Source organism: Stutzerimonas kirkiae, from assembly GCF_004327335.1.
GTDB lineage: Bacteria > Pseudomonadota > Gammaproteobacteria > Pseudomonadales > Pseudomonadaceae > Stutzerimonas > Stutzerimonas kirkiae.
The window spans coordinates 34392-57362 of record NZ_QJUO01000031.1; the positions used below are offsets into that span (position 1 = coordinate 34392).

Here is a 22971-nt window from a genome sequence, read left to right on the forward strand (position 1 = left end):
CTTCTACCTGGGCTCAAGGCTGGGCCGGTCGTGATTCTATGGGGCTGGGGCTGGCGGTACGGGGTGTGCGGCCGAACTCGAACGGCAGGCTGGCGCTCAGCCAGAAGCGATCCTTGTTCAATGAGCCATCCTGGTCGCGGCCATCGAGCGCCGGGTTCGGGTTGCTACCCACGCGGTGTGCCCAGGTGGCGTTCAGTTGCAGGCCCAGCGGGCCGTTCCAGCCGAGGGTCAGGCCGTAGCCCTTGTAGTCGAGGCGGTTGCCGGCGCTACCGCTGAGGCGCTGGCCGGCGACGAAACGATCATGCCGGTATTGCCAGACCTGGCCGTAATCGAAAAATCCGTTCAATTGCCAGCCATGCGCCAGGCGCTGGCGCAATTCGAGGTTGAGCACCTGCCCCCAGCTACCGCCCCCTTCGTTCACCGGGTAGGCGCGCACGCCACTGGAACCACCGAGGAAGAAACGCTCCGAGGAGTCGAGGTTGCTGTCGGCCCACTGCCCGCTCCAGGCGGCGAATGCGGACAGCCCGCCGGTGATCGCCTGGTGGCGGGCCAGGCCGGCGCGCAGTTTGGTGAAGCCGCTGTCACTGTCGTCGGCGCGGGGCTGCGCCAGGCCCGCCGGATCGACCTGGCCACTGCTGAGGAACAGGCTGGCCTCATTGGAGCCACCGCCGCCCCAGGTGTCGTAGCGGTTGCCGATCAGGCCGAGGGTGAAGACATCCACATCGTATTTCGCCGTGGTGGCGCTGTTGGCACGGTTGTCGAAGCGCTTTCTGTCCGCATTGGCGACCAGGTAGATATTGCGCTGCCGGCTGCGCAGCAGCGGGTAGCTGGCCTCCAGCCCCCATGACAACGAGCTGCCTTCGGCGTCGAAGGCGGAGAACCGCGAGCCGACCAGACGGTAGTCGAGGTTGGAAATATTGGCGCCAAGCCGCAGGCCACGGCTACCGACCGGCAGGCTGTAGGCGAGGCGGCCATAGTCGTTGCCATCGGTGTGGATCAGGTGGGCATTGAGCCGGTCGCCCAGGCGCAACGGGCTGTTGACGCCGATGGCGGCGGTCACCCGCTGGCTACCGGTACCGCGCATGCCGAAGTTGTCGGCGCCGATATTGCCGACCACCAGAGGCTCGTCGCCCAGGCGCAGCAGCAAGTCGGTCTGGCCGGGCTGCTGGCCGGGCGCCAGGCTACCGGAAGCGGTTACCCCCGGCAGGTCGTCGAGCAACAGCAGGGCACGGTCCAGGGCCGGTGCATGCAGCGGCTCATCCTGCGCCTGGGCCGCGGCGATAGTGTCCTGCCAGGTAGCCGGCCCGAGCCGACGCGGCGCTTCGCCCTCGATGCGCGCCGTGCCGAAGCGGGCTTCGTCGACCTGGATCAGCACCACCCCTTCGGTCACGTCCTGGCGCGGCAGGAAGGCACGCACCACCCAGCCATGGCTGCGATACAGCGTCGCGACCGCCTGCGGTGCCCGTTGCAGTTCGTCGAAATCGAGGCTGCGGCCGAGGTAGCCATGCAGCGCCGCCGACAGTTCGGCATCGCTCAGCAGGCTGTTGCCGGCAAAGCGGAACGCGCTGACCTCGACCTGCACGCCCGACTGCGCCTTCGGCGGAGCGACGCTGGCCGGCGGCTGCGGAGCCTGCGGCGGCGGCAGCCGCGGACGCTCGGGTTCGATCTGCTGACGCAGCGCACCGGCATCGGGAAGGGTTTGCGCGTGGGCGACACCCAGCCCCAGCGTAAGCAACAGGACGGGCGAGATGAGTCGTATCGGCACGGAGACATTCAGCCTTGCTATATGGACTCGAGCAAGGCTAACAATTATCCATGGCGGGCTGTCTGAGCAAATCTGAGCAAATCTAAGCGGAATGCCCCGTCCGAACCGCCTGGCGCACCGCCCCGGATTCGCCACGCCGAAACGAAAGAACCCGCCGGCAAGGGCGGGTTCTTTCGTATCTTCGTACTATCTGTTCGCGACGCTTGCATCGCTCCGGGAACGCCCGGCTGCCATGCCTGCCGCATGAACGCGCACGGCGCTCAGGCCGCATACGTCATTTGAAAGTGGTGGGTCGTGTAGGGGTCGAACCTACGACCAATTGGTTAAAAGCCAACTGCTCTACCACTGAGCTAACGACCCTATATGGTCGGGGTAGGGGGATTCGAACTCCCGACATCCTGCTCCCAAAGCAGGCGCGCTACCGGACTGCGCTATACCCCGACAAGGAAGTTGGCTCCGCGACCTGGACTCGAACCAGGGACCCAATGATTAACAGTCATTTGCTCTACCAACTGAGCTATCGCGGAACTTCGATCTTCCATCCCTGACGGATATTGCAACCGGGGTTGCAAAGCGCCCTTCAGAGGCGCGCCATTTTACGTCTCTGCACCTCCCTGTCAACCCCGAAAACACGATTTATGACAGGGACTTGCGATTTCCATAAAGCCGAAAAGAGCGCCGCAGGCTGAAAGCTGGACGAAAAGCCCTGCTCGCCATCCTGCGTCCAGCCGCCAGCGTCTTCATCGCCGCGCCTTGCCGCCGGGGAGGGGCATCGCATGATCGCCCCGCCCCATGCCGCGATTCACGTGAAAACGATCTCGTCGCCCTCGACCGCCGCCGTGATCACATGCCCCGGGGCGAAGTCGCCGGCTAGGATACGCTGTGCCAGCGGGTTCTCGATCCAGCGCTGGATGGCGCGCTTGAGCGGCCGCGCACCGTAGACCGGGTCGTAGCCGACGGCGATCAGCTTTTCCAGGGCCTCGTCGCTCAACTCCAGGCTCAACTCGCGCTCGGCCAGGCGCTGGCGCAGGCGCGCCAGTTGAATGCGCGCGATACCGCCGATCTGCTCCTTGCCCAGCGGATCGAACACCACCACCTCGTCGATACGGTTGATGAACTCGGGACGGAAGTGGCTGCTCACCGCATCCATCACCGCCGCACGCTGGGCATCCGGGTCGCCGGCCAGTTCCTGGATCTGTGCCGAGCCGAGGTTGGAGGTCATCACCACCACCGTGTTGCGGAAATCCACGGTGCGCCCGTGGCTGTCGGTCAGGCGGCCATCCTCCAGCACTTGCAGAAGGATGTTGAAGACATCCGGGTGCGCCTTCTCCACCTCGTCCAGCAGCACCACCGAGTAGGGCTTGCGCCGCACCGCCTCGGTCAGGTAGCCGCCCTCTTCATAGCCCACATAGCCAGGAGGCGCGCCGATCAGGCGGGCCACCGAATGTTTCTCCATGAACTCGGACATGTCGATGCGGATCATCGCCTCTTCGGTATCGAAGAGGAATTCCGCCAGCGCCTTGCACAGTTCGGTCTTGCCGACGCCGGTCGGGCCGAGGAACAGGAAGGAGCCGCTGGGGCGATTCGGGTCGGCCAGGCCGGCACGCGAGCGCCGCACCGCATTGGCCACCGCGACCACCGCATCGTGCTGGCCGATGACGCGCTTGTGCAGTTCGTCTTCCATGCGCAGCAGTTTCTCGCGCTCGCCCTCGAGCATCTTCGATACCGGGATGCCGGTCCACTTCGACACCACTTCGGCGATTTCCTCGTCGGTGACCTTGTTGCGCAGCAACTGGTTCTCGGCCTTGCCGTGTTGGTCGACCATCTGCAGGCTGCGCTCGAAATCGGGGATAATGCCGTACTGCAGCTCGGCCATGCGCGCCAGGTCGCCCTTACGCCGCGCCGCCTCCAGCTCGGCCTTGGCCTGCTCGATCTTCTGCTGGATCTGCGCCGAGCCCTGCACCTCGGCCTTCTCGGATTTCCAGATTTCCTCCAGGTCGGCGTATTCCTTCTCGAGCTTGGCGATCTCTTCCTCCAGCTTGACGAAACGCTTGCGGGTGGCCTCGTCGTCCTCGCGCTTGAGCGCCTCGCGCTCGATCTTCAACTGGATCAGGCGACGGTCGAGGCGGTCCAGCTCCTCCGGCTTGGAGTCGATCTCCATGCGGATACGGCTGGCGGCTTCGTCGATCAGGTCGATGGCCTTGTCCGGCAACTGGCGGTCGGTGATGTAGCGGTGCGACAGCTTGGCGGCGGCGATGATCGCGCCGTCGCTGATGGTCACGCCGTGGTGCACCTCATAGCGCTCCTTGAGGCCGCGCAGGATGGCGATGGTATCTTCCTCGCTCGGCTCGTCCACCAGCACCTTCTGGAAGCGCCGCTCCAGCGCGGCATCCTTCTCGATGTACTGGCGGTACTCGTCCAGGGTGGTGGCACCGACGCAGTGCAACTCGCCACGGGCCAGGGCCGGCTTGAGCATGTTGCCGGCGTCCATCGCGCCCTCGGCCTTGCCCGCGCCGACCATGGTGTGCAGTTCGTCGATGAACAGGATGACCCGCCCTTCCTGCTTGCCCAGTTCGTTGAGCACGGCCTTCAGGCGCTCCTCGAATTCGCCGCGGAACTTGGCGCCGGCGATCAGCGAGCCCATGTCCAGTGCCAGCAGGCGCTTGTCCTTGAGACCGTCCGGCACTTCGCCGTTGACGATACGCTGGGCCAGGCCCTCGACGATGGCGGTCTTGCCGACGCCGGGCTCGCCGATCAGCACCGGGTTGTTCTTGGTGCGCCGTTGCAGCACCTGGATGGTGCGACGGATTTCGTCGTCGCGGCCGATCACCGGGTCGAGCTTGCCGTCCTCGGCGCGCTTGGTCATGTCGACGGTGTATTTGTCCAGCGCCTGGCGCGACTCCTCGGCATTCGGGTCATTCACCGCCTCGCCGCCGCGCAGGTTGGCGATGGCGTTTTCCAGCGCCTTCTTGCTCACGCCCTGGCCCAGCAGCAGCTTGCCCAGGCGGGTATTGGCATCCAGCGCGGCGAGCAGCACCAGTTCGCTGGAGATGTACTGGTCGCCCTTCTGCTGGGCCAGGCGGTCGGCCTGGTTGAGCAGGCGCGCCAGGTCCGGTGACATGTTCATATCGCCGGTGGGGCTCTGCAGCTTGGGCAGTTGGTCGAGTTCCTGGGTCAACGCCTGGCGCAGGCTACCGATCTCGAAACCGACCTGCATCAGCAGCGGCTTGATCGAACCGCCCTGCTGCTCCAGCAGGGCCTGCATCAGGTGCAACGGCTCGATCGAAGCATGATCGAGGCCGACGGCGATGGACTGGGCGTCCGAAAGGGCAAGTTGCAACTTGCTGGTCAAGCGGTCTATGCGCATGGGGTCATCCTCAACGAGTGGAGCGGAGCAGCGCTCGATTCAGCATAGCCCCGCGTAATGAAGACTAGATGAGGATGATCGGTGGATATTCAAGCCTCGAGAGCAAGCTCGAGGCCAGAGTCACATCACATATCGAATGCCGGGATTCCGTTGTGCGCCGCAAGGTGCGCCGCGCGCGCCGGGGAGATAGCGGCGTCGAACGTTCAGGTGCGCGCCGCGCACCCTTGTTCACTGCGACATCAGAATGCCAGCAGGCCGACCGCCAGCGGCAGCAGCACGGCGGTCATCACCCCCATCAGGCTCATGGCCAGGGCGGCGAAAGCGCCACACTCCTCGCCTTCCTGCAATGCCTGGGCGGTGCCTACCGCATGGGCGGTCAGGCCCAGCGCCATGCCCCGCGCCGCGGCGTTGCGCACGCGGAACAGGCTCAGCAACTGCGGGCCGAAGATCGCCCCGAGGATACCAGTGATCATCACGAACACCGCGGCCAGGGCCGCCACGCCGCCAATCTGCTCGGCCACCAGCATGGCGATGGGCGAGGTCACCGACTTCGGCGCCAGGGTCATCAGGATCATCCGGTCGATGCCGAACAGCCAGGCCAGCAGTATGCCCAGGGCCGTCGCCACGATGCCGGCGACGACCAGCGTCAGCAGGATCGGCGCGAACAGTTCGCGGATACGCCCGAGGTTCAGGCTGAGCGGCACCGCCAGCGCCACCGTGGCCGGCCCCAGCAGCACCGTCAGCCACTGTGCGCTCTTGTTGTACTCCGCATAGGAAATCCCGCAGAGCAGCAGCACGCCGATGATCAGCAGCATCGCCAGCAGCACCGGCTGCAGGAATACCCAGCGTGTCTTGTCATAGGCGAGCTGGGCCAACTGGAAGGCCGCCAGGGTCACGCCGACCCCGAATAGCGGATGGTGGATCAGCGCCTGGACCGCCGCATGCCAGTGCAGGCTCATAGCACATCCTCCCGCCGGGCTTTCTGGCGGCGGATCAGCATCTGCATCATCCAGCCACTGAAGACCAGCGACAGCGCCAGCGAGATCACCAGCACCCCGACGATGGCCCAGAAATGCTCGAGGATCTGCGCCGCATAGGCCATCACCCCCACCGCCGGCGGTACCAGCAACAGCGGCAGGTAGCGCAGCATACTGCTGGCCGCCAGTTGCAACGGCTCGCTGACATGGCCCCGCACCAATAAAGAGAGGAACAGCAGCAGCAGCCCGATGATCGGCCCGGGCAGCATGGGCAGGAACAGGACGTTGAGCATAGTGCCCAGCAATTGGAACAGGACCAGCCAGGTCAGGCCTCGCAGCAACATGGGGTATCTCCAGCAGCGTGGTTCGGTACGTCGATGGGCATCATACGCTTGCTGCAAGCTGCTTTTCCCGCCCGGGTGATCGCACCATGTGCTCAAAGAGCCGACGAAAGCGCTGGAGGCTGGAAAGCTGGAAAGCTGGAAAGCTGGACGAAAAATACCGGTAGCCACGCTCTTCCGTCCAGCCTCCAGCGCTTTTGTCGAAGGCTTTGGCCTGTAGCGCGATCACCCTGGTTTTCCCCCATTTGCCCAACCCCGGCCATTGGGGTAGCTTTGCCGCATAGTCGCCCAGCGCGGCCTGTCGCCATCATTACCATCACCCTTCGTCACGGACATTTCGCTTCCATGGCTCAATACGTCTATACCATGCACCGGCTGAACAAGGTCGTTCCGCCCAAGCGTGAAATCCTCAAGAACATCTCCCTGTCGTTCTTCCCGGGCGCCAAGATCGGCGTACTCGGCCTGAACGGCGCGGGCAAATCCACCCTGTTGCGCATCATGGCCGGGGTCGATACCGAGTTCGACGGCGAGGCCCGCGCCATGCCCGGGCTGAACGTCGGCTACCTGCCGCAGGAACCGCAACTGGAGCCGGACAAGACGGTGCGCGAAGTGGTCGAGGAAGCCGTCGGCGCGATCAAGGACGCCCAGGCGCGCCTGGATCAGGTCTACGCCGCCTACGCCGAGCCGGATGCCGACTTCGACGCCCTGGCCGCCGAGCAGGCGAAGCTGGAGGCGATCATCCAGGCCGCCGACGGCCACAACCTGGAGCGCCAGTTGGAAGTCGCCGCCGACGCCCTGCGCCTGCCGCCCTGGGAAGCGCGCATCGGCCACCTGTCCGGTGGCGAGAAGCGCCGCGTGGCGCTGTGCCGCCTGCTGCTGTCGGCCCCCGACATGCTGCTGCTGGACGAGCCGACCAACCATCTGGACGCCGACTCGGTGGCCTGGCTGGAGCGCTTCCTGCACGACTTCCCCGGCACCGTGGTGGCGATCACCCACGATCGCTACTTCCTCGACAACGTCGCCGGCTGGATTCTCGAACTCGACCGTGGCCAGGGTATCCCCTACGAGGGCAACTACTCCGGCTGGCTGGAGGCCAAGTCCGAGCGACTGGCCCGCGAGTCCAAGCAGCAATCGGCCCATGAAAAGGCCATGAAGGAAGAACTGGAGTGGGTGCGCAAGGGCGCCAAGGCACGCCAGTCGAAATCCAAGGCGCGCCTGGCGCGCTTCGAGGAAATGCAGTCGCAGGAGTTCCAGAAACGCGCGGAAACCAACGAGATCTACATCCCCGCCGGGCCGCGCCTGGGCGACAAGGTCATAGAGTTCAAGAACGTCTCCAAGGGCTACGGCGACCGAGTACTGGTGGAGAACCTGTCCTTCAGCATGCCCAAGGGCGCCATCGTCGGCGTGATCGGCGGCAACGGAGCGGGTAAATCCACACTGTTCCGCATGCTGATGGGCAAGGAACAACCGGATTCGGGCAGCATCGAGATCGGCGACACCGTGCAACTGGCCTGCGTCGACCAGAGCCGCGAGGACCTGGACGGCAGCAAGAGCGTCTGGGAAGCGGTTTCCGATGGCCTGGACATGATCCGCATCGGCAACTATGAGGTGCCGTCGCGTGGCTATGTCGGCCGCTTCAACTTCAAGGGCGCCGACCAGCAGAAGTTCGTCAAGGACCTCTCCGGCGGTGAGCGCGGGCGCCTGCACCTGGCCCTGACCCTCAAGGAAGGCGCCAACGTGCTGCTGCTCGACGAACCCTCCAACGACCTCGACGTGGAAACCCTGCGTTCGCTGGAAGAAGCACTGCTGGACTTCCCCGGCGCGGCCATCGTGATCTCCCACGATCGCTGGTTCCTCGACCGCGTGGCGACCCACATCCTCTCCTACGAGGACGACGGCGTGGTGTTCTTCGAAGGCAACTACACCGAGTACGAGGCCGACCGCAAGAAACGCCTCGGCGACGCCGCCGCCCAGCCGCACCGGGTACGGCACAAGAAGTTGGCGCAATAAAGGCTGGCTGGAGGCTGGAGGCTGGAGGCTGGAGGTAGCGTACATCCGCTTCCCCAAGCTTCAAGCCAAGTATGCGCCACGTTCGCCGGCTCTTTGCCACAGGCGCCGCCGAAAGTGGCTGTGCGGATGCCAGGTAGCGGGACGGGGCCTTCGCCGCCAGGGATGGCGGCGAAGAGCTACAGGGATGTATTCACGCGTGCCCCGTCCCGCCACCAGGCATTCGCACAGATAAGGTGAGCTCAAGGTTGCGCTCTACGATCCTGAAGCCAGACACATTATTGCCAATCCACTCGCAACGAGGCGTCGTACGATTACCCGGCCTCCACGGCCATGGACTGGGATGCCGTTGCGATCGCCCTGTGGGCGCCGCATTGCGCAACGAATCACGCACCAATATAAAACATTCGCCAGACACAAATATGGGCAGATTAAAATCCTGAAAAATCCACCCAGCATTGTGTAAACCCTTTTTATATCGCGCAATCAGTGCTTTTCCTGGCCATTCGAGATTTTACGCTACTCACCTAACGCACCACACAAGAACAAAAAACATTCAATTACGCCCTTTTACGGTGCAAAAAATCTTTGCTAAAGTCGCTGCCCGCTTTTTCCCCATGACTGCCGGTGGCGGTCCGCCGAGGGCTCTTGATATGACTGAAACCCTTCATGCCTTTCTTGCACGGCTGAAGCAGCGCGACCCCCACCAGCCGGAATTCCACCAGGCGGTGGAAGAAGTCCTGCGCAGCCTCTGGCCGTTCCTCGAAGCCAATCCCAAGTACCTGCGCGACGGCATCCTGGAGCGCATGGTCGAACCGGAGCGGGTCATCACCTTCCGCGTCCCCTGGGTCGACGACCAGGGCCAGGTCCGCGTCAATCGTGGCTTCCGCGTGCAGATGAGCAGTGCCATCGGCCCCTACAAGGGTGGCCTGCGCTTCCACCCGTCGGTCAACCTCGGCGTACTCAAGTTCCTCGCCTTCGAACAGGTCTTCAAGAACTCCCTGACTTCCCTGCCCATGGGCGGCGGCAAGGGCGGCTCCGACTTCGACCCGAAGGGCAAGAGCGACAATGAAGTGATGCGTTTCTGCCAGTCGTTCATGACCGAGCTGTATCGCCATGTCGGCGCCGATGTCGACGTGCCGGCGGGCGACATCGGCGTCGGCGGGCGCGAGATCGGCTACCTGTTCGGCCAGTACAAGCGCCTGTCCAACCAGTTCACCTCGGTGCTGACCGGCAAGGGCAGTTCCTACGGCGGCAGCCTGATCCGCCCGGAAGCCACCGGCTACGGCTGCGTGTACTTCGCCGAGGAAATGCTCAAGAGCACCCTCAGCGGCTTCGACGGGCGCCGCGTCGCCATCTCCGGCTCAGGCAACGTCGCCCAGTACGCCGCACAGAAAGTCATCGAGCTGGGCGGCAAGGTCATCTCCCTCTCCGACTCGGCCGGCACCCTGCACATCCCGCAGGGCCTGAGCGAAGAGCAGTGGGAATACCTGATGGAACTGAAGAACGTCCGTCGCGGCCGGCTGCAGGAAATGGCCGGGCATTTCGACCTGCCGTTCCTCGCCGAACAGCGCCCCTGGTCGCTGCCCTGCGCCATCGCCCTGCCCTGCGCCACCCAGAACGAACTGGACGGCGAAGATGCCCGTACCCTGCTCAAGAATGGCTGCGTCTGCGTCGCCGAAGGCGCCAACATGCCATCGACCCTGGAAGCGGTGGACCTGTTCATCGAGGCCGGCATCCTCTACGCGCCGGGCAAGGCCTCCAACGCCGGCGGCGTGGCGGTCAGCGGCCTCGAGATGAGCCAGAACGCCATGCGCCTGCACTGGAGCGCCGGCGAAGTGGACACCCGACTGCACAACATAATGCAGTCCATCCACCATGCCTGCGAAACTCATGGCAAGCGCAACGGCAAGGTGAACTACGTGGACGGCGCCAACATCGCCGGCTTCGTCAAGGTCGCCGACGCCATGCTGGCGCAGGGGGTGGTCTAAAAGCGCCTGGAGCCTGGAGCCTGGAGCCTGGAGCCTGGAGCCTGGAGCCTGGAGCCTGGAGCCTGGACAGCGTGCGCCTCAGCGCCAAAACCCTGTCAAGCGCTTTCCGCTTTTTCGTCCAGCCTTCCAGTCTCCAGCGCTCTTTTTCGGCTCTTTCTTCCAGCTACTGTTTTTACCAGTAATTCTCCACCGCCACCTGCCCCGGCCTTCTGGTCAGAGCCAGGTTCAGGTCGCGGGTCTTCAGCAGCGTGCGGGTGTCCTCGATCATCTGCGGGTTGCCGCAGAGCATGATGCGCGAATGCTCGGGGGTCAGTTGCAGGCCCGCCGCGCGCTCCAGCTCGCCATTCTCGATCAATGCGGTGATACGCCCCTGCAAGGCGCCCGGCACCTGCTCGCGGGTGACCACCGGCAGGTACAGCAGCTTGTCGCCCAGGCCCTCCAGGTAATCGCGTTGCGGCAGTTCGGCGATCAGTCGCTGGTAGGCCAGCTCACGCCCTTCGCGGGCACTGTAGACCAGTACAATGCGCTCGAAACGCTGCCACGCCTCGAAGTCCTGCAGGATGGAAATGAACGGTGCCACCCCGGTGCCGGTCGCCAGCAGCCAGAGATCGCGACCGTCGGGAAAACGGTCGAGGGTGAGGAAGCCGAATGCCTGTTTGTCCACCAGCAGCTCGTCGCCAACCCGCAGGCGGCTCAGCTCGCTGGTGAATTCGCCATCCGGCACCACGATGGAAAAGAAATCCAGGAACTCGTCATGGGGCGCGGACACCATCGAATAGGCGCGCCAGACGATGGTGCCGTCCGGCTTGCGTACCCCCAGGCGGGCGAACTGGCCGGCCTTGAAACGAAACCCGGGGTCACGGGTGGTGCGCAGCGTGAACAGGCTGGGTGTCAGCGTCTGCACATCGAGCAAGCGCTGGCGGGTGAACTTCTCGTCACTCACGGTCATACTTCTTTCCTTGCGAATACCTGGCGGCGGTGCCGGCCGGGGTTCATTGATACCTCATCCAGGTACAGATAAACACCGTCGGTTGCCATGCCTATTCTAACCAGTCATTTTGCCAGCCTCGACCTGGTTCGCCAGCCCGAGCGGCCCAACGAGCCCCTGCAGGCGTTCGATGCCGCCGACGAATACCTGCTCGACCACCTGTGGCAGCGGGGTTTGCCGGCGGATGCGCGCGTACTGGTCCTCAACGACAGCTTCGGCGCCCTCGCCTGCTCCCTGGCCGCCCATGCGCAAGTCTGCAGCAGCGGCGACTCGCACCTGGCCAGGCTGGCGCTGGAAAAGAACCTCGAACGCAATGGCCTGCCGGCGAGCGGCCTGCGATTCGTGCCGGCCAGCGAAACCGCCGAGGGGCCCTTCGACCATGTAATGATCCGCGTGCCCAAGACCCTGGCGCTACTGGAGGAACAACTGATCCGCCTGCATGGCCAACTGGCGCCGGGCGCCCAGGTGGTGGCCGGCGCCATGCTCAAGCACCTGCCACGTGCCGCCGGCGACCTGCTGGAGCGCTATATCGGCCCGGTCCAGGCCTCGCTGGCGGTGAAGAAGGCGCGCCTGCTGTCGGCCACGCCAGAGGAAAAGCGCAAGCCGCAGTCACCCTATCCAAGCCGCTACCGTATCGAGCAACCGCCACTGGAACTGCTCAACCATGCCAATCTGTTCTGCCGCGAGGGGCTGGACATCGGCACCCGCGCCCTGCTGCCGCACCTACCGCAAGACCTCGGCGGGCGGCGGGTCGCCGACCTCGGCTGCGGCAACGGCATCCTCGGCATCGCCTGTGCCCTGGCCAACCCGCAAGCGCAACTGACCCTGGTCGACGAGAGCTACATGGCCGTGCAGTCGGCGCGGCAGAACTGGCAGGCGGCGCTGGGCGAGCGGGCGGTGGAGATTCGCGCCGACGACGGCCTGGCGCGACAGCCGGCCGGCTCCCTCGACCTGGTACTGTGCAACCCGCCTTTCCACCAGCAACAGGTGGTCGGCGACTTCCTCGCCTGGCGCATGTTCCAGCAGGCCCACAGGGCGCTTGCGACGAACGGCGAACTGCTGCTGGTGGGCAACCGCCACCTGGGCTATCACTTGAAACTGAAGCGCCTGTTCGGCAACTGCCGGCAGGTCGCCGCCACCCCTAAATTCGTCATTCTCGCCGCCCGAAGACAGCCATGAACGATGCCACATCACGCCTGCAGCAGGCGTTCCAACGCTACGATGCCTACAACGCCCGGGACCCGAACCGCTTCGAATGGCAAGGGCAGGATCACCCGCGCGAGCTGTTCCTGTCGCGCAAACGCCATGAGTGGGTGCTCGAACTGGCCCCGCAAGCCGGCGAGGCGCTGCTGCTGGCCGCGCGCAGCCAGCATATCGGCCGCTGGGAAATGCCCCGCGACAGCTACCCCGAGGGCCGTCTCGGCTACCTGCAATGGCGCAAGGAGCTGATGGGCCATCACGCCGCGCACTCGGCGCGGATACTGCGCGAACTCGGCTACCCGGAACCGCTGGTCGGGCGGGTGAGCCAGATCATCCAGAAGAAGGGCATCAAGACCGACGCCGACGTACAGGTCATCGAGAACGCCCTGTGCCTGGTGTTCCTGCAATACCAGTACGAGGCCTTCCACCGGGAATACCCGGACAAGATCGTCGATATCCTGTGCAAGTCCCTGCGCAAGATGGACGCCAGCGGCCATACCCGGGCGCTGGCGCTCGACTATTCCGCAGAGGGCCTGGAGCATATCCGCCAGGCCCTGGCGGCGCTGTAGCCAGGACGAATAGCGGGGAAACGCGGCTGTAGGCTACAGGCGGGCTGCCATACGCGGATTTCCCCTCTCCCCGGGGGGCTGACGTATACACACATCTACCAGGGCGATCACGCTATGCCGTTATTCACCGGCAAGGGCCTTCGATAAAAGCGCTGGAGGCTGCAAAGCTGGACGAAAAACACCGGTTGCCACGCGCTTTCGCCCAGCCTTCCTGCGCTGTTTCGGCTGTTTGCCGTGCATAGCGCGAGCGCCCTGACACATCTACGCCTTGTCCTGGCGTTCCTGGTGTCGCGCTCTTTCCCACAGGCGCTGCTGAAAATGGCTGTGCGGATGCCAGGAACGGTGATCCCGCGGGCGTAGATGTGTGCATTGCCCGGGTGCGGCGGCAGGCCACGGGACGGGGCCGCTCGACCCACCTCGCGGAGCGACAGAAACCGGCCTTCCCGTGCTTTTACCGACAACTGCTATCATGCGCGCCGCCATCACCCAAGCGCGCGGGAGACACCCATGCTGGAAAGACTGTTCCAACTCCAGGCCCATGACACCACGGTACGCACCGAGATCCTCGCGGGCGTCACCACCTTCCTGACCATGGCCTACATTCTTTTCGTCAACCCGAGCATCCTCGGCGAGACGGGCATGGACAAGGGCGCGGTGTTCGTCGCCACCTGCCTGGCGGCGGCCTTCGGCTCGGCGGTGATGGGGCTGATCGCCAACTACCCGATCGCCCTGGCGCCGGGCATGGGCCTCAACGCCTTCTTCACCTACACGGTGGTGCTGGGCATGGGCCATACCTGGCAGGTGGCGCTGGGCGCGGTGTTCCTCTCGGCCTGCCTGTTCTTCCTGCTGTCGATCCTCAGGATCCGCGAAGCGATCATCAACAGTATCCCGCTGGAGTTGCGCTCGGCGATCGCCGCCGGTATCGGCCTGTTCCTGGCGCTGATCGCCTTGCAGAGCGCCGGCATCGTGGTCGACAACCCGGCAACCATGGTCGGCATGGGCGACCTGGGCAAGCCAGAGGCGCTGCTGGCGATCCTCGGTTTCTTCCTGATCATCGGCCTGGAGGCACGCAAGGTCACCGGCGCGGTGCTGATCAGCATCCTCGCGGTCACCCTGGCCAGCATCCTGCTGGGCATCTCCGAGTTCGGCGGCGTGGTGTCGCTGCCGCCGTCGCTGGCGCCGACCTTCCTGCAACTGGACATCATGGGCGCGCTGGACGTCGGCCTGATCAGCGTGATCTTCGCCTTCCTGTTCGTCGACCTGTTCGACAACTCCGGCACCCTGATCGCGGTGGCGAAGAAGGCCGGCCTGATGCGCAAGGATGGCTACCTGCCGAAGATGGGCCGCGCGCTGATCGCCGACAGCACCGCGGCGCTCGGCGGCTCGCTGCTGGGCACCTCGACCACCACCAGCTATATCGAGTCGGCCGCGGGGGTCAGCGCCGGCGGGCGTACCGGCCTGACCGCCATCGTGGTGGCGCTGCTATTCCTGCTGGCGCTGTTCTTCGCGCCCCTGGCCGGCAGCGTGCCGCCCTTCGCCACGGCCCCGGCGCTGCTGTTCGTCGCGGTACTGATGGCCTCGGGCATGGCCGAGATCGACTGGCGCGACATCACCGTCGCCGCGCCGGTGGTGGTCACCGCCCTGGCGATGCCGCTGACCTATTCCATCGCCACCGGCATCGCCTTCGGCTTCATCGCCTGGGTCGCGGCCAAGGTCCTGGCCGGGCGCTGGCGCGAACTGAACCCGGTGCTGGTGATCCTCGCGGTGTTCTGCACCATCAAGCTGGGGCTGTTCTGAAAGAGCGGCGGCAAACTTCAAGCGGCAAGAGAAAAACCGGGAGCATCCTGCCCCCTTCGTTCGGTTTTCAGGTTTCCTATGAGTCAGCCATTCTTCGATCCCGACACTTATGCCAGCCAGCTCGCCGCCAAGCGCCAGCGCCTGGTCGAGCTGCTGGCGCCGTTCGCCGCGCCAGCCCCCGAGGTATTCGAGTCGCCACACGAGCATTACCGCCTGCGCAGCGAATTCCGCCTGTGGCGCGAGGACGGCCAGCGGCACTACGCGATGTTCGCGCCGGGCGACAAGCACACGCCGATCCTGATCGACGACTTTCCCGTCGCCAGCCGCCGCATCAACCAGTTGATGCCTCGCTTGAAAGCCGCCTGGCTGGCCAGCGAGGCGCTGGGCTTCAAGCTGTTCCAGGTGGAATTCCTCACCACCCTGAGCGGCGATGCGCTGGTCACCCTGGCCTACCACCGGCCGCTGGACGACGCCTGGCAGGCGGCGGCCCGGGCGCTGGCCGAAGAACTGCAGGCCAGTATCGTCGGCCGCTCCAGGGGGCAACGGCTGGTCATTGGCCGCGACCATGTGCTGGAAACCCTGCAGGTGGCCGGGCGCGACTATCGCTACCGCCAGCCCGAGGGCGCCTTCAGCCAGCCCAACGGCGAGGTCTGCCAGAAGATGCTCGGCTGGGCCTTCGACGCCCTCGGCCAGCGCGACGACGACCTGCTGGAGCTGTACTGCGGCAACGGCAACTTCACCCTGCCGCTGGCCACCCGGGTACGCAAGGTGCTGGCCACCGAGATCAGCAAGTCCTCGGTGCATGCCGCGCTGGCCAACCTGGACGACAACGGCATCGACAACGTGACCCTGGTGCGCCTCTCCGCCGAGGAGCTGACCCAGGCGCTCAACGAAGTACGGCCCTTCCGCCGCCTGGCCGGCATCGACCTGAAAGGCTTCGACTTCGGCACGGTGTTCGTCGACCCGCCCCGCGCCGGCATGGACCCGGACACCTGCGAGCTGACCCGGCGCTTCCCGCGCATCCTGTATATCTCCTGCAACCCGGAGACACTGGCGCGGAACATCGCGCAACTGCACGACAGCCATCGCATCAGCCGCTGTGCGTTGTTCGACCAGTTCCCTTACACGCATCATATGGAGGCGGGGGTGTTGCTCGAGCGCAGATAGCAGGAGCAGGAGCAGGAGCAGGAGCAGGAGCAGGAGCAGGAGCAGGATGGTGGGGGGGATCCACAAGGTCAACGTGCATGTCCGGGTTTCCGCTTTTTGCCTGTAGCCTGTAGCCTGTAGCCTGTAGCCCGAGACAGCTTCCCGGAGATTCCCATGCGCCGCCTGATCCTTGTCCCCCTTCTGTTCGCCGGCCTGGCCGAGGCCGCCGATGCATTGAGCATCGATGTCTACCGCGACCCCAACTGCGGCTGCTGCAAGGCCTGGATCAGCCACCTGCGGGACAACGGCTTCGAGGTCCATGACCACGTCGAAAGCGATATGGCGGCGATCAAGAGCAAGTACGGCGTCCCCCATCGCCTTGGCTCATGCCATACCGGGGTGATCGACGGCAAGTTCGTCGAAGGCCATGTGCCGGCCGCCGACATCCTCACCCTGCGCCAGCAACCGGCCCTGATCGGCGCCGCCGTACCCGGCATGCCACTGGGCTCGCCCGGCATGGAAATGGGTGACCGCCAGGATGCCTACCAGGTCATCGGCCTGGACGGCCAGGGCCGGGAAAGCGTGATCAACAGCTATCCGGCCAACTGAACGGCCAGCAGCGAACAGATAGAACAGATAGACAGGCGGGCAGGCTATGCGCTGGAAACGGGCACGACGCAGTGACAACGTGGTGGATGCCAGAAGCGGCGGCGGCTCGCGCGGCCTGAGCGGCGGACGCCTGGGCCTGGGCGGCATCGCCCTGGTGGTGGTGCTGGGCCTGCTGATGGGCCAGGACCCGTTGCAGATTCTCGGGCAACTGGCCGGGCAGATGGAAGCGGGCAGCGGTACCACACAGCAGCAAAGCGCTCCCGCCTCCAGTGAGGATCCCCAGGTCGACTTCGTGCGCGCCATCCTCGGCGACACCGAGGACACCTGGCGCACCATTTTCCAACAGGCCGGCCAGCAGTACCGCGACCCGAAACTGGTGCTGTTCCGCAATGGCGTGAACTCCGCCTGCGGCTTCGCCAGTTCGGCCGTCGGCCCGTTCTACTGCCCGGGGGACCAGCAGGTCTACCTGGACCTGCAATTCTTCGAGGAAATGGCCAGGCGCTTCGCCGCCGCCGGCGACTTCGCCCAGGCCTACGTGATAGCCCATGAGGTCGGCCACCATGTGCAGACCCTGCTGGGCGTCTCGCAGCAGGTCAACCAGGCGCGCCAGGGCGGCGCACGGATGGAGGGCGCCAATGGCCTGCTGGTGCGCCAGGAACTGCAGGCCGACTGCTTCGCCGGAGTCTGGGCGCACCATGCCCAGGCACGCCACGATTGGCTGGAGGAAGGCGACCTGGAAAAGGCCCTGAACGCCGCCAGCGCCATCGGCGACGACCGCCTGCAACAGCAGAGCCAGGGCCGGGTCGTGCCCGACGCCTTCACCCACGGCACCTCGGCGCAGCGCGTCAGGTGGTTCCGTGCCGGCTTCGAGCATGGCCAGCCGCTGCGTTGCGATACGTTCCAGGCTCAAAAGCTTTAAGCAACTGCAAGCTGCAAGCTGCAAGCTGCAAGAAGGAGTATTGGCTGGACGACATTACGTGTCGCGCTGCTCCCATGTCTCTCGGCATCTTCGGCTTGCGGCGGGCGTAGGGTGGGTAGAACGCAGCGAAACCCACCAACGGTCGATGGCCATGCAGGAACAGTGATCGGTATGCACGGCCGCTGCCTTACCCCAGCATCGCCCTGAGCGCCGCGCAATCGGCGGCATGCTGGTCGGTCAGTTCGGGCCAGGGGTTGTCCGGGGTGTTGACCAGCACATTGCGCGCGCCAGCGGCGCGGGCGCAGGCCAGGTCGAAATGATAGTCACCGACCATCACCAGCTCAGCCGGCGCCACGCCCCACTTCCCGGCCAGGCTCAGCAGGCCGTCGGGATCGGGCTTCGGCCGGGCTTCGTCGCGCCCGAGAATATCCGAGGCATCGAAGAACGCCAGCATGCCCAGAGTACCCAGGGTCAACAGCGCCAGGTCATGCGCGTTGCGCGTCAGTATCCCCAGGCGGTCACCGCGCCGGTGCAGAGTGTCCAGTAGCGCGTAGGCGCCCGGCGCCGGGCGTGCGGCGCGGGCCAGTTCACGCTCGTGCTCGTGCAACCAGGCCCGCTTGCGCGCCGCCTCGGCCATGGGCAGGGCCGCCAGGTGCTGGAGGATATCGTCGCTCTCGGGAATCTCCAGGCCACGGCGGATCGCCGCGAAATCGTGCACGGCGACCGTCAGGGTACCGTCCATGTCGAATACCCAGTGGCGCGCCTGGCGCAAGCTCACTTCCAGTCCTCGCGCACGCGCATCAGCCCCTCCTGGGCCACCGAGGCCACCAGCTCCCCGGCACGGTTGAAGATGCTGCCGCGCACGAAGCCACGGGCATTGCCCGCCCAGGGGCTGTCGACGGCGTACAGCAGCCAGTCGTCCATGCGCACATCACGGTGGAACCAGATGGCGTGGTCCAGGCTGGCCAACTGGATGAAGCGGCTCCACGAACTGACGCCATGGGGCTGCAACGCGGTGCCGATGAAGCTGAAGTCGGACGCATAGGCCAGCAGGTATTTGTGCAGCGCCGGGTTGTCCGGCAACTGGCCATCGGCGCGGAACCACAGGTGCCGTACCGGCTCGATCGGCTGCGGGTTGCACGGGTCCTGGCGGGTGACCGGGCGGATCTCGATCGGCTTCGGCCGCTTCAGCTTCTCCGCCACCCGCTCGGGCACGCCCGCGCTCAGTTGGCGCAGCAGGTCCCACTCGCTGGGCAGGTCGTCCGGGCCGGCCACCTCGGGCATCTGCAACTGGTGGTGATAGCCAGCCTCGTCCGCCTGGAACGAGGCGCTGCAGGTGAAGATCGTACTGCCGCGCTGTATCGCAGAGACCCGCCGGGTGGTGAAACTGCCGCCGTCGCGCACCCGGTCGACCATGTACAGCACCGGCTCGTTGGAGTCGCCGGGGCGCAGGAAATAGCCATGCAGGGAATGCACGTGCCGCTTCGCGGAGACGGTCTGGCTGGCCGCGGACAATGCCTGCCCCAGCACCTGCCCACCGAACAACTGGCGGAAGCCCAGGTCCTGGCTGGCGCCACGGAACAGGTTTTCCTCGATCTTCTCCAGTGACAGCAGGTTCACCAACGTATCGAGTGTATCGGTCATGTCATTTTCCTCAGGGCACGGGCAGACGCGCATGTTACGGACAAAGCGGAAATATCGACAACCATTCGCAGCCGTTACAATCAGCGCCCCGAGAGCCCAGGCCGCAGCCATGACAACCGCCCCGACCGCACCCAATGTCGCCATCATCGGCGCCGGCCCCGCCGGCCTGATGGCCGCCGAAACCCTGGCCCGGCGCGGCATCGCCGTCGACCTGTACGACGCCATGCCATCGCCGGGGCGCAAGTTCCTGCTGGCGGGCGTTGGCGGCATGAACATCACTCACTCGGAGGCGTTCGAACCTTTCCTGGCCCGCTACCGCGAACGCGCCGGCGATCTGCGGCCGATGCTCGACGACTTCACCCCGGCGCAACTGCGCGAATGGATCCACGGGCTGGGTATCGACACCTTCGTCGGCAGCTCCGGCCGCGTGTTCCCCACCGACATGAAGGCCGCGCCGCTGCTGCGCGCCTGGCTCAAGCGCCTGCGTGACAGTGGCGTGCGCCTGCATACCCGGCATCGCTGGCGCGGCTGCTCGGCGGATGGCGCCCTGCGTTTCGATAGCCCCGACGGCACCCTCTCGGTCCGACCCGCCGCGACGTTGCTGGCCCTGGGTGGCGGCAGTTGGCCACGGCTCGGCTCGGACGCCCGCTGGGTTGGCGAACTGCAGGCCCATGGGGTGGCGATAGCGCCCCTGCAAGCCTCCAACTGCGGCTTCGAGGTGGCTGGCTGGAGCGCGCTGCTACGGGACAGGTTCGCCGGCGCACCGATCAAGAACGTCAGCCTGGCGCTGGCCGGCCAGGCCACGCGCAAGGGCGAATTCGTCCTCACCGAAAAGGGTGTGGAAGGCAGCCTGGTCTATGCGCTGTCGGCCGCGATTCGTGAAGAGATCGCCCGCCACGGCAGTGCCCTCATCCTCCTCGACCTGCTGCCGGAGCGCTCGCAGCAGCAGCTTGCACAGGCGCTGGGCAAGCCACGCGGTAGCCAGTCGCGGGGCAAGCACATCAGGCGCCAGGCCGGCCTGGAAGGCGCCAAAAGCGCCCTGCTGCACGAATGCCTGGCCGCCGACACCTTCAACGACCCGCAGGCCCTGGCGGCGGCCATCAAGGCGTTGCCGATCGAACTGCTGCGCCCCCGCCCCCTGGCAGAAGCCATCAGCAGCGCCGGCGGCGTGCCCTTCGAGGAGCTGGACGCCAACCTGATGCTGCGCAAGCTGCCCGGTGTGTTCTGCGCCGGGGAAATGCTCGACTGGGAAGCACCGACCGGCGGCTACCTGCTCACCGCCTGTTTCGCCACCGGCCGCGCCGCGGCCCTGGGGCTGTTGCGCTGGCTGGGCTGAAAGCCGGGCGTCCGTAAAAGAAAAATAATTCTCACCCTCATATCAGGGAAAAACCACCCTCCCGCGTCAGTGAAGCATCTGCCACCACCCAACAAGGGAACCTGCATATGCTCACCCCCATCCCCCTGCGCCGCCTGGCGCTCGCCATCACCCTGGCGGCCAGCGCCGCCGCCCAGGCCGCGCCGGTCGCCCTGGATATCCCGGCCCAGCCCCTGGCCGGCGCCTTGCGCCAACTGGGCGAAGCCTCGGGCCTGACCATCGCGGTGGATTCCGCGTTGCTGCGCGGCCTGAATGCTCCCGCCGTGCGTGGCAACCTGGAAGCCGTCGATGCCCTGGCCCGGCTGCTGGCCAATAGCGGCCTGCATTACCAGCGCGCGGGAAATACGCTGGTGATCGGCAAGGAGGGAGACACTACGCTGGAGCTGGCCGCCACCAGCGTGACCGGCGCGGCGATCGGCAACGCCGCCACCACGGAAGGCAGTGGCAGCTACACCACCGCCGGCCCCAGCAATAGCGCTACCAGACTGGGCCTGGCCCTGCACGAGACACCGCAGTCCATCAGCGTCATCACTCGCCAGCGCATGGATGACCAGAAGCTCTCCAACATCAGCGATGTACTGGAAGCGACCGTAGGCGTCACCACCTTCAACCAGGGCATAGGCACTGACCTGAACCAGCCCTACTCGCGGGGCTTCATCATTTCCAATTATCTGGTCGATGGCCTGCCCAGGTCGTCTGGCAGGATATTCAACCTTCAATCCGGGACGGCCATGTTCGACCGGGTGGAGGTCGTGCGCGGCGCCACCGGCCTGATGAGCGGCATGGGCAACCCCGGAGCCTCCATCAACCTGATCCGCAAACGCCCGACCGTCGAAGGCCAGGCCAGCATCAGCGCGGAGGTGGGCAGTTGGGATCACTACGGGGTAGGCACGGACCTCTCGGGACCGCTCAACGAGGAAGGCAGCATCCGTAGCCGGCTGGTCCTCGACCTCAAGGATCAGAACAGTTGGCTGGATCGCTACGAAAGCCGATCCCTGCTGGCCTATGGCATCACCGAGTTCGACCTGAGCGCTGAAACACTGTTGAGTGTGGGCTTCAGTCATCAGGCAAACGACCATGAGCAGCCGATGCGCAGTGGCGTACCGCTCTATTACAACGATAACTACCGCAATGGCGTCAGGATCGACCTGCCACGCTCCTACAACAATGCCCCGGACTGGTCGTATTACGATACCAAGCAGAGCAGTTTCTTCGCGTCACTGGATCACCGGTTCGGCAATGGCTGGAGAGGCAAGGTAGAGATCGGCCATACACGCTACGAACAGGATGCCATCTCCTATTACCAGTATGGCGGCATCGATCAGAACACCGGCCTGGGAAGCAGTATTGCACCGGTCAAATGGGAACAAACCGATAAACAGAATAGCCTGGACGCCTATATATCCGGGCCCTTTTCACTCGGAGGGCGCGAACATGAATTGGCCACGGGCGTTGCTCTTTCCAGAACGGACAGCAAGCCCAATAACTATAACTGGCTGTATGCATGGAACAGCAACTATGACGGCACACTTGGCAATATCTGGGAGTGGGATGGCAGTGGCGCCAACCGCCCCGTCTTCAACAGGACAGGCAAATCGGAGACGGAAGAAACCCAATACAGCGCCTACCTGACATCGCGCTTCAACCTGACGGATGCCGCCAGCCTGATCGTGGGCTCCCGGGTGATCGACTGGAAACGCACCTCCGACACCACGACGACTGCCGGGGTACGCAGCAGCAGCGAGAAAAAGGAAAACGGTGTGGTCGTGCCCTTTGCGGGCCTGATCTATGCGCTGGACGACACCTGGTCGCTATACGGCAGCTACACACAGATATTCAACCCGCAAAGCGCGACGGCGCGCGACATAAACAACAGCCCGCTCGATCCGGAAGAAGGCAGCGCCTATGAAGCCGGTATCAAGGCTGGCTTCCATGAAGGGCGCCTGAATGCCAGCCTGGCGCTGTTCAAGGTCGAGCAGGACAATGTCGCGGAGTACGACGCCACCATCAGCGCCTACCGTGCCCTGCAGGGCATCACCACCAAGGGTGTGGAACTGGAGGTCAATGGAGAACTCGCCGAGGGCTGGAACATCTCTGGCGGCTATGCCTACAGCCTCAGCGAAGATGCGCAAGGCGACCGTGCCATGAGCGTAACCGCTCCACAAACCCCACCTTCAAATGACTAGAAGGGCCAAGGAAGCTGGGCTCCCGTTTTACAGTGGAGCCCAATGCCATGATGCGTCCCGACCCGAAGGTCAAAGCCGTCTACCTGTATC

General features: G+C 65.1%; 17 protein-coding genes and 3 tRNA genes. 10 read left to right on the plus strand and 10 right to left on the minus strand.

What is annotated here, in order from left to right; genetic code table 11:
* Positions 1 to 13 precede the first annotated feature (13 nt).
* The 7 genes from DNJ95_RS15320 to DNJ95_RS15350 form a co-directional block, all read right to left on the minus strand.
* Complete coding sequence (locus DNJ95_RS15320) at positions 14 to 1765, minus strand: ShlB/FhaC/HecB family hemolysin secretion/activation protein (protein ID WP_207388775.1); 1752 nt, start codon at positions 1763 to 1765, stop codon at positions 14 to 16.
* A 285-nt stretch (positions 1766 to 2050) separates the two neighbouring features.
* Positions 2051 to 2125 (minus strand) — tRNA-Lys (locus tag DNJ95_RS15325).
* Positions 2126 to 2129: 4 nt separating this feature from the next.
* Positions 2130 to 2206, minus strand: a tRNA-Pro gene (locus DNJ95_RS15330).
* Between the two features lie 10 nt (positions 2207 to 2216).
* Positions 2217 to 2292: transfer RNA gene (locus tag DNJ95_RS15335), tRNA-Asn, on the minus strand.
* 275 nt (positions 2293 to 2567) lie between these two features.
* Positions 2568 to 5132, minus strand: a complete 2565-nt coding sequence (gene clpB / locus DNJ95_RS15340; protein WP_131185602.1) for an ATP-dependent chaperone ClpB — start codon at positions 5130 to 5132, stop codon at positions 2568 to 2570.
* A gap of 239 nt (positions 5133 to 5371) precedes the next feature.
* Complete coding sequence (locus tag DNJ95_RS15345) at positions 5372 to 6085, minus strand: LrgB family protein (RefSeq protein ID WP_131185617.1); 714 nt, start codon at positions 6083 to 6085, stop codon at positions 5372 to 5374.
* Positions 6086 to 6087: 2 nt separating this feature from the next.
* Complete coding sequence (locus DNJ95_RS15350) at positions 6088 to 6453, minus strand: CidA/LrgA family protein (protein WP_131185603.1); 366 nt, start codon at positions 6451 to 6453, stop codon at positions 6088 to 6090.
* 342 nt (positions 6454 to 6795) lie between these two features.
* On the opposite strand from DNJ95_RS15350, the gene ettA reads away from it, so the two are divergent.
* Entirely contained in the window at positions 6796 to 8460 is a 1665-nt protein-coding gene (gene ettA / locus DNJ95_RS15355) for an energy-dependent translational throttle protein EttA (RefSeq protein ID WP_131185604.1), read from the plus strand.
* A gap of 650 nt (positions 8461 to 9110) precedes the next feature.
* A complete protein-coding gene (gene gdhA, locus DNJ95_RS15360) occupies positions 9111 to 10448 on the plus strand; it encodes an NADP-specific glutamate dehydrogenase (RefSeq protein WP_131185605.1) in 1338 nt (445 codons plus the stop codon).
* Between the two features lie 172 nt (positions 10449 to 10620).
* Here gdhA and DNJ95_RS15365 read toward each other — a convergent pair whose 3' ends face one another.
* Entirely contained in the window at positions 10621 to 11397 is a 777-nt protein-coding gene (locus DNJ95_RS15365) for a ferredoxin--NADP reductase (protein ID WP_131185606.1), read from the minus strand.
* An 87-nt stretch (positions 11398 to 11484) separates the two neighbouring features.
* Between DNJ95_RS15365 and DNJ95_RS15370 the strand changes: the two genes are divergently transcribed.
* The 6 genes from DNJ95_RS15370 to ypfJ all read left to right on the plus strand — a co-directional run bounded on the left by DNJ95_RS15370 (position 11485) and on the right by ypfJ (position 17676).
* Positions 11485 to 12615 carry a methyltransferase gene (locus DNJ95_RS15370; RefSeq protein ID WP_131185607.1) on the plus strand — a complete coding sequence of 377 codons (1131 nt, stop codon included), beginning with the start codon at positions 11485 to 11487 and terminating at the stop codon, positions 12613 to 12615.
* Complete coding sequence (locus tag DNJ95_RS15375) at positions 12612 to 13205, plus strand: DUF4202 domain-containing protein (protein WP_131185608.1); 594 nt, start codon at positions 12612 to 12614, stop codon at positions 13203 to 13205. The genes DNJ95_RS15370 and DNJ95_RS15375 overlap by 4 nt, the downstream gene beginning before the upstream one ends.
* Positions 13206 to 13712: 507 nt before the next feature.
* Positions 13713 to 15002, plus strand: a complete 1290-nt coding sequence (locus DNJ95_RS15380) for an NCS2 family permease (RefSeq protein ID WP_131185609.1) — start codon at positions 13713 to 13715, stop codon at positions 15000 to 15002.
* A 78-nt stretch (positions 15003 to 15080) separates the two neighbouring features.
* On the plus strand, positions 15081 to 16169 hold the full coding sequence (gene trmA / locus DNJ95_RS15385; RefSeq protein ID WP_131185610.1) for a tRNA (uridine(54)-C5)-methyltransferase TrmA: 1089 nt from the start codon (positions 15081 to 15083) through the stop codon (positions 16167 to 16169).
* A 153-nt stretch (positions 16170 to 16322) separates the two neighbouring features.
* Positions 16323 to 16757, plus strand: coding sequence for a DUF411 domain-containing protein (locus DNJ95_RS15390; protein WP_131185611.1), 435 nt, complete (start codon positions 16323 to 16325; stop codon positions 16755 to 16757).
* Positions 16758 to 16803: 46 nt separating this feature from the next.
* Entirely contained in the window at positions 16804 to 17676 is an 873-nt protein-coding gene (gene ypfJ / locus DNJ95_RS15395) for a KPN_02809 family neutral zinc metallopeptidase (protein WP_131185612.1), read from the plus strand.
* 187 nt (positions 17677 to 17863) lie between these two features.
* On the opposite strand, the gene DNJ95_RS15400 is transcribed toward ypfJ, so the two are convergent.
* Together DNJ95_RS15400 and tesB are read right to left on the minus strand one after the other, a co-directional pair.
* Positions 17864 to 18454 carry an HAD family hydrolase gene (locus tag DNJ95_RS15400; RefSeq protein WP_276330890.1) on the minus strand — a complete coding sequence of 197 codons (591 nt, stop codon included), beginning with the start codon at positions 18452 to 18454 and terminating at the stop codon, positions 17864 to 17866.
* A complete protein-coding gene (gene tesB / locus DNJ95_RS15405) occupies positions 18451 to 19320 on the minus strand; it encodes an acyl-CoA thioesterase II (protein ID WP_131185613.1) in 870 nt (289 codons plus the stop codon). Before tesB ends, DNJ95_RS15400 begins: the two co-directional genes overlap by 4 nt.
* 109 nt (positions 19321 to 19429) lie before the next feature.
* Here tesB and DNJ95_RS15410 point away from each other — a divergent pair, with 109 nt between their 5' ends.
* Positions 19430 to 20656: a TIGR03862 family flavoprotein gene (locus DNJ95_RS15410; protein ID WP_131185614.1), complete on the plus strand. Its 1227-nt coding sequence runs from the start codon at positions 19430 to 19432 to the stop codon at positions 20654 to 20656.
* Between the two features lie 107 nt (positions 20657 to 20763).
* Positions 20764 to 22881 carry a TonB-dependent siderophore receptor gene (locus DNJ95_RS15415; protein ID WP_131185615.1) on the plus strand — a complete coding sequence of 706 codons (2118 nt, stop codon included), beginning with the start codon at positions 20764 to 20766 and terminating at the stop codon, positions 22879 to 22881.
* Positions 22882 to 22971 lie beyond the last annotated feature (90 nt).

Bases quoted from the DNA above. Each gene is read 5' to 3' on its own strand.
- DNJ95_RS15370 (WP_131185607.1), top strand. From the start codon at position 11,485: ATGCCTATTCTAACCAGTCATTTTGCCAGCCTCGACCTGGTTCGCCAG.
- ettA (WP_131185604.1), top strand. From the start codon at position 6,796: ATGGCTCAATACGTCTATACCATGCACCGGCTGAACAAGGTCGTTCCG.
- DNJ95_RS15390 (WP_131185611.1), top strand. From the start codon at position 16,323: ATGCGCCGCCTGATCCTTGTCCCCCTTCTGTTCGCCGGCCTGGCCGAG.
- DNJ95_RS15365 (WP_131185606.1), bottom strand. From the start codon at position 11,397: ATGACCGTGAGTGACGAGAAGTTCACCCGCCAGCGCTTGCTCGATGTG.
- DNJ95_RS15375 (WP_131185608.1), top strand. From the start codon at position 12,612: ATGAACGATGCCACATCACGCCTGCAGCAGGCGTTCCAACGCTACGAT.
- tesB (WP_131185613.1), bottom strand. From the start codon at position 19,320: ATGACCGATACACTCGATACGTTGGTGAACCTGCTGTCACTGGAGAAG.
- DNJ95_RS15380 (WP_131185609.1), top strand. From the start codon at position 13,713: ATGCTGGAAAGACTGTTCCAACTCCAGGCCCATGACACCACGGTACGC.
- DNJ95_RS15415 (WP_131185615.1), top strand. From the start codon at position 20,764: ATGCTCACCCCCATCCCCCTGCGCCGCCTGGCGCTCGCCATCACCCTG.
- DNJ95_RS15350 (WP_131185603.1), bottom strand. From the start codon at position 6,453: ATGTTGCTGCGAGGCCTGACCTGGCTGGTCCTGTTCCAATTGCTGGGC.
- gdhA (WP_131185605.1), top strand. From the start codon at position 9,111: ATGACTGAAACCCTTCATGCCTTTCTTGCACGGCTGAAGCAGCGCGAC.
- trmA (WP_131185610.1), top strand. From the start codon at position 15,081: ATGAGTCAGCCATTCTTCGATCCCGACACTTATGCCAGCCAGCTCGCC.
- DNJ95_RS15410 (WP_131185614.1), top strand. From the start codon at position 19,430: ATGACAACCGCCCCGACCGCACCCAATGTCGCCATCATCGGCGCCGGC.
- ypfJ (WP_131185612.1), top strand. From the start codon at position 16,804: ATGCGCTGGAAACGGGCACGACGCAGTGACAACGTGGTGGATGCCAGA.
- clpB (WP_131185602.1), bottom strand. From the start codon at position 5,132: ATGCGCATAGACCGCTTGACCAGCAAGTTGCAACTTGCCCTTTCGGAC.